This window comes from Pseudomonas juntendi (assembly GCF_009932375.1).
Classification (GTDB): domain Bacteria; phylum Pseudomonadota; class Gammaproteobacteria; order Pseudomonadales; family Pseudomonadaceae; genus Aquipseudomonas; species Aquipseudomonas juntendi.
This window is the reverse complement of sequence record NZ_BLJG01000224.1, coordinates 17,405-27,825: the sequence shown is the minus strand read 5'-3', so window position 1 is coordinate 27,825 and position 10,421 is coordinate 17,405. Positions and strand designations below refer to the sequence as shown.

Below are 10,421 nucleotides of genomic sequence, written 5' to 3'. Positions count from 1 at the left end.
GGCGCACAACAAAAAACCCACAACGCGTGTTGTGGGTTTTTGTATCTGGGGGGATCAGCTTACGGCTTCTGCCTCGTCGCCGTCTTCATCCTTGCGATGTGCCCAATGATACAGGGCCGGCAGGACCAGCAAAGTCAGCGCGGTGGAGGAAAGGATCCCACCAATTACCACTGTAGCCAGAGGCCGTTGAACCTCCGCACCGGTACCGGTGGCCAAGGCCATTGGGATGAAGCCCAGGGACGCCACCAAGGCTGTCATCAACACTGGTCGCAGTCGGGTGAGTGCGCCTTCATCGACTGCCTGCCTGAGCGTTCGTCCCTCTTCTCGCAATCCGCGAATGAAGGCAATCATCACCAGGCCGTTCAGTACCGCGACGCCGGAGAGTGCGATGAAGCCTACCCCTGCCGAGATCGAGAGCGGGATATCACGCAGCCAAAGGGCCACGACCCCGCCAGTGAGAGCGAATGGAATACCGGTGAAGACCAGCATGCCGTCCTTCAGGTTGTTGAACATCAAGAACAGCAAGGTCATTACCAGCAGTAAGGCTACCGGAACCACAATCTGCAGGCGCTTGGCTGCCGACTGCAGCTGCTCGAACTGGCCGCCCCAACTGGTCCAGTAGCCTGCTGGAATTTCCACCTTCGTTGACAAGGTAGATGCCGCCTCATCAACGAACGACCCAAGGTCACGGCCCCGGACGTTGGCGCTTACAATAACCAAGCGCTTACCGTTCTCGCGGCTGATCTGGTTCGGGCCCAACTGCAAGTCCAGCTTAGCGACCTGCGAAAGTGGAATGAAACCGATCTGATTAGCGCCCTGAGCCGCATTGGCAGGCACAGGAATCAGCAAACTAGACATACCCGCGACGTCGGTGCGTACAGCCTCAGGCAGGCGCACCACCATGTCGAATCGGCGATCACCCTCGTACAACGTTCCCGCTGTACGACCACCCACAGCAATCGCGATCGAATTCTGCACGTCCGCAATGTTCAGGCCGTAGCGTGCTGCTTTTTCCCGGTCGATGTTAATGGTCAGCACTGGCAGACCTGTGGTCTGCTCAACCTTGACCTCCGAGGAGCCTGGTACCGCTTTGAGCGCTGCGGCGATCTTATTGGCCGTGCTGTTGAGCACATCCATGTCGTCACCATAAACCTTCACCGCAACATCGCTGCGCACCCCGGAGATCAGTTCGTTGAAACGAAGCTGGATAGGCTGGGAGAGTTCATAGTTACTGCCCGGGACACTGGCTGCCGCCTTTTGAACCTCGGCAATGAGCTCCTCCCGCGACTTGTCGGGATCGGCCCATTGGTCCTTTGGTTTGAGCATGACGTAAGCATCGGAGATATTCGGTGGCATTGGGTCAGAGGCGATTTCAGCCGTACCGGTTCGGCCGAACATACGCTCAACTTCCGGTACCTGCTCGATGACTGCTTTTTCCAAACGCTCCTGCATGTCCACCGACTGGCTGAGGCTAGTACCAGGTACGCGCAAGGCTTGAAGAGCGAAGTCCCCCTCACTGAGACTTGGGATGAACTCGCTCCCCATGCGACTGGCAAGTACACCGCTGAGAACGACCAGTGCTACTGCTGCGGAGAAAGCGATATTCCGATGCCCAAGCACCCACTGCAGCACAGGCTCATAACGCAGCCGCGCAGTGCGCATAACAACGCCCTCTTCCTCCTTGACCTTGCCAGTGACGAACATGGCGATCGCTGCCGGCACGAAGGTAACGGAGAGGATCATTGCACCCAATAGCGCCATCACAACGGTGAATGCCATGGGGTGGAACATTTTGCCCTCCACGCCGGTGAGGGCGAAGATAGGCAGGTACACCACCATAATGATCAGTTGCCCGAAGATCAGTGGCCGACGCGCTTCGCGGGCAGCAGCAAAGACCTCATGGAAGCGTTCGGTTTTGGTGAGCATACGGCCATGTTTGTGCTGCGCATGTGCTAATCGACGGATCGCGTTCTCCACGATGACCACGGCCCCGTCGACGATGATGCCGAAGTCGAGTGCGCCCAAACTCATTAGGTTGGCACTGACCTTGTTATTGAACATCCCTGTGAAGGTGAACAGCATGGACAGCGGGATCACCATCGCGGTGATCAACGCTGCACGGATGTTGCCGAGGAACAGGAACAGAATGGCGATAACCAGGATCGCACCTTCAACCAAGTTCTTCTTCACCGTCGCAATGGCTTTTTCAACCAAGTTGGTACGATCGTAAACGGTGACCGCAACCACGCCCTTTGGCAGAGTACGGTTGATGTCCGCAAGCTTCGCTGCGACAGCTTGGGACACAGTGCGGCTGTTCTCACCGATCAGCATGAATACTGTACCGAGCACGACCTCGCGGCCATTCTCAGTGGCAGCACCAGTACGAAGCTCCTTACCGATGCTGACGTCGGCGACGTTGCTGATGCGAATCGGTGCACCATCCACACTGGTGATTACGATGTTGGCGATGTCTTCGATGTTGCCGACTTGGCCCGGTGCACGAATGAGCAACTGCTCACCATTACGCTCGATGTAACCGGCGCCTACGTTGGCGTTGTTGCTTTCCAACGCGGCTACCAGATCATTCAGGGTCAACTTGTAGGTAGCCAGGCGCTTCGGATCCGGCGCAACCAGGAACTGCTTGGCAAAGCCACCGATGGTATTGATCTCTGCCACGCCAGGTACGTTGCGCAGCTGAGGCTTGATGATCCAGTCCTGGATTACCCGCAGGTCGGTGGGCGTGTAGGGCGTACCGTCTTCTTTGACCGCGCCCTCTTCGGCTTCAACGGTCCACAGGAAAATTTCGCCGAGGCCGGTTGAGACCGGGCCCATGACGGCATCTACGCCCTCTGGCAGCTGTTCCTTTGCAACCTGTAGCCGCTCATTGATCAGCTGGCGGGCAAAGAAGATGTCGGTGCCGTCCTTGAAAATCACGGTCACCTGAGACAGGCCCGAGCGAGACAGCGAACGGGTCTGCTGAAGACCTGGAAGACCAGCCATGGCCGTTTCAACTGGAAACGTGATCCGTTGCTCGGTTTCCAATGGGGAATAGCCAGGCGCTGCAGTGTTGATCTGCACCTGGACGTTGGTAATGTCAGGAACGGCATCGATCGGCAGCTTTTGGTAGCTGTAGATGCCGATACCGGCAATGATCAGGACAGCGATCATTACAACGATCCGCTGTTCAATGGCAAATCTGATGATACGTTCAAACATAAGAAATCATCCTGTCAGTTCGCATCAGTGACTGTGCTCGGCAGAGGCTTTGCCGAGCTCAGACTTGAGTGTGAAGCTGCCATTGGTAGCCACTTGAGCGCCCGCTTCGATGCCGTCCGTGATTTCCACGTACCCACTGTCACGGCGGCCCAGCTTTACTGGGCGGGTGTCGAAGCCCTCGGCGGTGCGTACGAAGACCGATGGTTTGTCCTCAACGGTCTGCACGGCGTGTTCCGGGACAGCCACCGCCACGCGATCAGTCTGGGACGTGACTGCGATGTTCACGAAAAGACCAGGACGCCAGGCCCCGTTGGGATTGGTCAACGTAACGCGGACGGTCGCTGCTCGGTTTTGCTCGCCCAACAGGCTGCCGACATAACCCACCTTGCCCTCGACCTCCACGTTCATGTCAGGTGAGGAAACCTTCACGGCGCGGCCGGTAGTGACCTTGGCCAAATCGGTAGGCGGTACAGCGAAAGTGGCCCAAACTTGGTTAAGGTCGGACAGAATAAAGGCGTTAGTCGCCTCGCTGACGACTTCCCCGACGGTCAAGTGTTTCTCCACCACTACGGCGTCAAAGGGAGCCCTGAGTTCGTAACGGTTACCGCCTACCGAATTGACCGAGGCACCGATCGCGCTGACTTTTTGCTTGGCGTTGGCCAGAGAGATTTCGGCTTCCTGCAGCGCCTGGCGAGCCTGGAGGTAGTCCTGCTCCGCAGAAATCTTGTCCTGCCAGAGCTGCTTCTCTCGGCTAAAAGTCACGCGCGCAAGTTCGACACGACGCTGAGCGGCTTGTTGCTCGCTGCGCAGGTCAGAGATCTGCTGGCTGGCAATCACCGCAAGGACTTGACCCTTCTTGACGGACTCACCCAAATTCGCCTGGACTGTTTCGACAACGCCTGGAACGCGAGGAACAACGTGCGCAGTGCGGTCCTCGTCAAAACGAATCTCACCCGGGAAGCTCACGACGGTTCCCAAATCACGAGGCGCTGCCGATTCCAGAGTCACGCCAGCTGCTTTGATCTGTTCAGCACTAAGGGTTAGCTTACCTTCTTCCTCACCGCCCTCTTCACTGTGGCCCTCCTCGCCATGACCTTCTTCACCGTGCCCATCTTCACTATGCTCCGCTTCACTGTTCTCTTTGTTAGCTGATCCGGCCTTCTTGTCATGGCCATGACCATCGTCAGCACCATGTTCTGCGTTAGTCGCCGCTTGTTGATCGGAACTGCTGTTCCAGGCGAGGCTGCCAAATCCAAGGATTGCCACAGCGGCTACCGCGAGGGCGATCTTGCGTTTGTTTTCCATTGCTACTCCTGCTGATCGTAGGCACCGGCAGGTTTAAACGCCGAGTGCCGAGAAAAATGTATGCCCCGTTCAGCGTGCGCCGGCGGTCGAGCCTACTTCGCCATAAACCCTTTCTACTTGCGCACGCGCATTGGTCGCCGCTGCCAGCGAGTCGAGATACTGGCCACGAGCAAGGATCAAGGTGCGCTGGGCGTCCAGTACTTCGATAAAGCCGAATTTCCCCATCTCGAATCCGCGGGTTGCGGTATCCACGGCCTGCTGGGCTGAGGGCAGAATGGTCTTGTCGTAGGACTCAACTTCTTGCATGGCGGTGGACCACTGGTTCAGCGCGGTTTGGGTTTGGGCGCGCAATCTCAACTCGACAGCGTTACGCAGGTCGCGGGCCTGATCGGCACGTCGAGAAGCGGAAAGAATGTTGCCTTGGTTACGATCAAACAGCGGCAAAGGCATGGACAGACCAACGACATTGACTCGCTCGCGCACCGAGCGGTCGTACTGGCTACCCACGCTTACCGTGAGGTTTGGAATACGCTGAGCTTTTTCTGCGCCAAGCGAGGCATCGCTCTTATCAATCTCCACCACTGCCTGCCGCATTTCCGGAGTCTGATCGAGCTTTGCCAGCAACTCTTCAGTGCGCGGCGGCAAGCCAGGAGACAAGGTTGGTGATTCAAGGCGATCGAATATGGTCACAGAACTCCCCGTGACTTGGGCGAGTTGCTGGTAAGCATTCGCTTTTTCCGTTTCGGCGCGACGGACCTGCAACCGGGCTTCAGCCAGTTGAACCTGGGCGCGGGTAGCCTCCACAGGTGAAGATTTACCTGCGCGAACTCGACCATCGACAATGCGAAGGCCGCGCTCAGTAAGTTCAAGGGATTGTTTAGCGAGGTCGAGTCCGGTTTGGGCTCGTAATGCAGCGTAAAACGCCTGCACGACGTCTGCACGCAGACCATTCACGCGTCGGTCCAGTTCCAGTTGTGCAACACTCTGGCCGTATGTGGCGACATCTACGCGGGCTCCCCGCTTACCACCGAGCTCCAAGGTCTGACTTAGCGTAACGGTCGTTGTGCTGGTGTTACGCCGTGTGTCCTCCATCTCATACGAGATTTCGGGGTTTGGAATCAGCCCGGCTTGCTTGCGCGCACCGTCCGCGATGCCGATTTCCTGACGTGCCGCCGCGAGGTCTGGGTTGGCATCCATTGCCGTCGACAGCGCTTGGGGCAAGCTGATGCTTTGGGCAAATGCGGTGGGTGCCAGCAACCCGGAAATCACCGCACAGAGAGCGGCAATTTTCCACGGTGAGACGTAGGTCTTGGATAAGACATTGCGGTTATACCGGAGCACTTTCTTGGTCCTCGTGCACAAACTTCGTTAGCTTGGCCAGAACGCCGAAATAGCTGCCAAGCCCCACTGGATTAGGTGATGGCACTCTAAAGAGCGGTAGCTATCAGAGGGGTGGCTAGAAAATTACAATTTCGTAAGAAAAGCTTGTAATGCCCGAAAACGCTGATGACACAGTCGAACCACCGAATTTCATTGCGAACGCGAGAGATGGCTAGCATGCGGCGTCAATGACCAAAATAACGACCAGATGACGAAATTGTAATTTTCCTATCACCATCCCGTTATCTTCCGCCTGCAAATATGAGCTCGGCGCTACGCGAGGCGCGCCGCCGGCTCAGAACTTATAACGACACCCGCGCCGGAAACATAATAAAAACTGCCGTAAATCAAAGGAGCATCGGATGAAAATCAAAGTACCACTGTATTTGGCGGCAGTTTCGGCGCTGTCTGGAAGCTATGCAGTTACTGCTCAAGCTGAAGATAAGCCCGAAGGTTTCATCGAAGGTAGCAGCCTTACAGTGCTCAACCGCAACTTCTATTTCAATCGTGATAACCGCGACAGCTCAGCTCCCACTTACAACAGCGGCAAGGGCAACACCAATGGCTACTCCGAGGCCTGGGCGCACGGGATCATCACCAAATTCAACTCTGGTTTTACCCAAGGGACGGTCGGCGTTGGTGTTGATGCCTTTGCCATGATAGGGCTTAAGCTCGATACTGGTGACGGGCGCAACGGCGGTCGTAGTTCATTCGACGTCATGCCTGTTGATAACAAAGGCGAAGCTCGCGACGAATACACCAAGGTTGGCGGGGCGGCTAAAGTTCGCTTGTTTGATACGGTCGTGAAAGTGGGTGATGTTTTCCCGTCGACGCCAGTTGTTGCATCAGGCGACTCGCGCCTGTTGCCTGAAAGCTTCCGCGGTGTGACCGTTGAGAACACCAGCATCCAGGGCCTCACCCTGCAGGGTGGCCGACTGCATGCGATGAGCCAGCCGGTCTCCAGCAATCTGAATGATAACTTCGCAACTTTCTACGGTGGCCCGGTTAACTCGCCTTGGGTAGGCTACGGTGGCGGTGATTACGCGATCAACGATAACTGGACCGTGAGCGTATACGCCAGTCAGTTGAAAGAAGTCTGGAACCAGTACTACGCTGGCACCAGCTTCGCCTATCCACTGAATGACGACCTTGCGCTGATTGGCGGCTTCAACTATTACAAAGCCGTGGATGAAGGGAAGCAGCGCCTAGGCGAGTTTGACAACGATATCTGGAGTGCCAAGGTCGGGGTCCGTTACGGCGCTCACACCCTGGCCCTGTCGCACCAACGCAACAACGGCGACGATGATTTCGACTACCTGCGTCAGTCAGACTCGATTTTCGTCGACAACTCTATCCAGTACAGCGACTTCAACTCGCCGAAAGAGCGTTCCTGGATGCTGCGCTACGACCTGAACTTCACCAGCTACGGCATTCCTGGTCTGACGTTCATGACCCGCTACGCTAGAGGCTCGGGCGCAGACTACTCGAACGCCAACCAGTTCTACATGCGCACCGACGCCAACGGTGATCCGCTCACCAATCAGAAACGTTGGGAGCGTGACGTAGAGGTTAAATATGTCGTGCAAACTGGTCCAGCAAAAGACCTGTCCTTCCGGTTGCGCCAGGCCACCACGCGTGCCACTGCATTCGAATCGGATCTGGATGAAACTCGTGTGATCATTGAGTACCCGCTTTCGATCCTGTGATTCTCTAAGGGGATCAGTTTATTCGTAAACTGGTCTCTTCAGAAAAATGTGCATTACGAATTCACCTTGAGTGGCTTAAGTGCTCCTTTGGTAAAAGGTGGATATTTGGCGCCCTTTGGGCGCCTTTTTTTTACCTAAAATTCAATCAACCGTTCGAGTGTACGCATTGCATGCCGGTGAAACTCATGGCTGCACCAATGACCAGTTTCCTCGACATGAGTAACTTCGCCGTCATCTGAACGGAACAAACTCAACACAAAGAAGAAAACAACCACATACTTCATAAGGTCAAATTACCTATTGGAGAGAGGGCCCGCACCTGTCGAACCCAAACCGCGAAAAGATATACCTCCAGACTATCAATCATATTACCTGGAAATTACAAATCCGTCATTTAGGCCCCACCCAGCTCATTTTGATTTACCATTCCTTTCAATAATGCCGGCGCGCGTGCGCGGTTAATTGCTCAGTGATATCGAGACAAAATCCCATGCGAATTCTGGTAATTGAGGACGAAGTAAAAACTGCGGAATATGTGCGTCAAGGCCTTACAGAATGCGGTTATGTCGTCGATTGCGTGCATACCGGGTCAGATGGGCTATTCCTAGCCAAGCAACACGAATACGAGTTGATTATTCTTGATATCAATCTGCCAGAAATGGATGGGTGGCAGGTACTTGAGCTTTTGAGGCGTAAAAATTGCCCCTCCCGCATCATGATGCTCACGGCGAGAAGTCGTTTGGCAGATAAGGTCCGGGGTTTGGAGAACGGTGCAGATGACTACCTGATCAAACCATTTGAGTTCCCAGAACTGCTAGCCCGGGTTCGCGCCTTAATGCGCAGGTCTGAACACCCTGCATCTGTGGAGATCATTCGTGTCGCTGACCTGGAGCTAGACCAGAGCCGTCACAGGGCCTTCAGGGACGGCCAGCGTATTGATCTGACGACGAAAGAGTTTGCACTTCTGCACTACCTAATGCGCAATACCGGCGTGGTGCTCAGCCGCACACAGATCATCTCACAGGTCTGGGATATGAACTTCGACTGCGATACAAACGTTGTAGAAGTGTCGATTCGAAGACTTAGAGCCAAGATCGATGACCCTTTCGAGACGAAGCTGATCCATACGCTTCGCGGTGTGGGCTATGTGCTTGAGAAGCGTTGATCGCCCGCTACTTAGTCATGAAAACAGAGCCAGGGATCATGCATGTAAGTCGAGCCATACTGTTTTTGACCCTTAGCGCGCGTTTCCTCACTAAACGTATGAGGTGTGCTGGACATAAGGTATAGCATAGATTATCAACAGGTAACGGAAGGCCAAGCGTATGCCAGAGCTGACGCACGCTCAGCGGACATTGTTTTTAACAGCGCCATGGCTTACCTCTGATACTGTGCGCCGGCGATGAGGTTAACCTCCCGACTACAGCACCAAGCAGGCTCAGTCGCCGCTCAACGATGATGGCGCCCGCCGGCTTTTCTGGTTCGTTGCAGGGCTACTCACGGTCATTGCCTTCGTCATGGCCACCCTCTCTGTGCATCTTCTCACCTCGCTCAAGGAACTTGGCCTTCCAACGGTCACGGTGTTGGCGGTGGGGATGGTCCTTGGGCCGGCCCAGGTGGTGGCAAGAGTATTGGAGTTCTCGCTTGCTCGGCATCTTCACCCAACCTGGTCGGCCGTGCCGGCGTGTTGGTGAGCTTCATCGGCATCTGCTTATTCATTCCTGGCGTGCCTTGGCTGGCATTCCCTGCAGCAGCGCTGTAGGGCGCCGGCATCGGGATTCTCACTATTGCCAGAGTCATCTTGCCTCTGGTGCTGTTTGGCAAGGGTATCGCGCACGCATGGGAGCATTAGCTCGCCCAATGGTCTTGGCGCAGGCCACGGGGCCGTTTGCTACGGCCTTTGTGCTGAGTACTCAAGGCGCACCTGTGCTCTTGCTCATGGCGGCGATGGTCGCTGTCGCGCTAGATAGCAGTTTCAAACTGCCCCTCAACCCAGTGCCACGTAGGTGAAGCTGGTGATTCTGCCCTCAAATCGGGGTACCCGCTAGATTTCCCCCCTAGCTTTGCCTTTGACTCTGCCTGGGGGTATACCGCCAGGGGATAATCGGCCTGCTTTGTCTTTGCGGATTGCCCTGCCAATTGACGGGGCCTACATAAGCCGTTTCCAATGCCCTCGACGTAGAACCATTCGCTCCGGCCGAAGCTGGCTGGTGGGCGTGAGCCAAGAGGCGTATCCTACAAATGCTTGCTCCGAGACTTGTTGGCCTACAGCCTCCCCTGGGAGACATCTGATAGCCCGCCGCCGAGGCGGGCTTTTTTGTCATCAGATCCGTAAGGCAGCGCCTTGGTGAATGGCTGCCCAAGCTAGGCTCCGCCAGAGCGCATGCTCAACATCAGCGGTCTACCCGTCTCCCTAGCCAGACGGTTAACGACGTATCCATATCCTTTGTCAGGCGCATGGAAAGCTGACTGGGCGAAAACGCTTACGCAGCCATTGCTTCGCAGGATGCAGCGCAGGCCAAACAGGTCTGTGCGCAATGCTGACAGTGGTCTGCCTTATGCTTACCGCACGCCTCCCCGCAGGCGCGGCAAATCCTTGCGCACAACGCACAAAATTCCTTGGCGAGCATGCTTTCTCGTGTCATCAAGGTAGCCGCCAGCTTGCACATATCTGCGCAATCCCTGTCCAGCTTGATGCAGTCAGCCATCATTTTTACGTCCTGCTCTCGCAGGCAGGCTGACGCGCAGACTTCACAGGCCAGCGCGCAGCGCATGCATTCCGAGATGCATTCATCAAAGCTACTGTTCATGATC

6 protein-coding genes are annotated in these 10,421 nt (G+C 55.8%); 2 read left to right on the top strand and 4 right to left on the bottom strand.

The features are described from left to right. Nucleotides 1-54: 54 nt before the first annotated feature. The 3 genes from GYA94_RS22695 to GYA94_RS22685 form a co-directional block, all read right to left on the bottom strand. Nucleotides 55-3,216: a CusA/CzcA family heavy metal efflux RND transporter gene (locus GYA94_RS22695; RefSeq protein WP_013974878.1), complete on the bottom strand. Its 3,162-nt coding sequence runs from the start codon at nt 3,214-3,216 to the stop codon at nt 55-57. Nucleotides 3,217-3,240: 24 nt separating this feature from the next. After that, nucleotides 3,241-4,521, bottom strand: coding sequence for an efflux RND transporter periplasmic adaptor subunit (locus tag GYA94_RS22690; protein ID WP_013974879.1), 1,281 nt, complete (start codon nt 4,519-4,521; stop codon nt 3,241-3,243). Nucleotides 4,522-4,590: 69 nt separating this feature from the next. Then, nucleotides 4,591-5,862 carry a TolC family protein gene (locus GYA94_RS22685; protein ID WP_080563836.1) on the bottom strand — a complete coding sequence of 424 codons (1,272 nt, stop codon included), beginning with the start codon at nt 5,860-5,862 and terminating at the stop codon, nt 4,591-4,593. A 401-nt stretch (nt 5,863-6,263) separates the two neighbouring features. Between GYA94_RS22685 and GYA94_RS22680 the strand changes: the two genes are divergently transcribed. Both GYA94_RS22680 and GYA94_RS22675 read left to right on the top strand, forming a co-directional pair. After that, the gene (locus GYA94_RS22680) at nt 6,264-7,607 is read left to right on the top strand and encodes an OprD family porin (protein WP_013974881.1); all 1,344 of its coding nucleotides are present in this window, start codon (nt 6,264-6,266) and stop codon (nt 7,605-7,607) included. A gap of 490 nt (nt 7,608-8,097) precedes the next feature. After that, complete coding sequence (locus GYA94_RS22675) at nt 8,098-8,772, top strand: heavy metal response regulator transcription factor (protein ID WP_013974882.1); 675 nt, start codon at nt 8,098-8,100, stop codon at nt 8,770-8,772. A 1,318-nt stretch (nt 8,773-10,090) separates the two neighbouring features. On the opposite strand, the gene GYA94_RS22670 is transcribed toward GYA94_RS22675, so the two are convergent. After that, entirely contained in the window at nt 10,091-10,417 is a 327-nt protein-coding gene (locus tag GYA94_RS22670; protein ID WP_085982928.1) for a four-helix bundle copper-binding protein, read from the bottom strand. Nucleotides 10,418-10,421: the final 4 nt, after the last annotated feature.

What these genes read in the sequence shown, in the direction of transcription:
- GYA94_RS22675 (WP_013974882.1), top strand. Translation starts at nt 8,098, where the DNA reads ATGCGAATTCTGGTAATTGAGGACGAAGTAAAAACTGCGGAATATGTG.
- GYA94_RS22670 (WP_085982928.1), bottom strand. Translation starts at nt 10,417, where the DNA reads ATGAACAGTAGCTTTGATGAATGCATCTCGGAATGCATGCGCTGCGCG.
- GYA94_RS22695 (WP_013974878.1), bottom strand. Translation starts at nt 3,216, where the DNA reads ATGTTTGAACGTATCATCAGATTTGCCATTGAACAGCGGATCGTTGTA.
- GYA94_RS22690 (WP_013974879.1), bottom strand. Translation starts at nt 4,521, where the DNA reads ATGGAAAACAAACGCAAGATCGCCCTCGCGGTAGCCGCTGTGGCAATC.
- GYA94_RS22680 (WP_013974881.1), top strand. Translation starts at nt 6,264, where the DNA reads ATGAAAATCAAAGTACCACTGTATTTGGCGGCAGTTTCGGCGCTGTCT.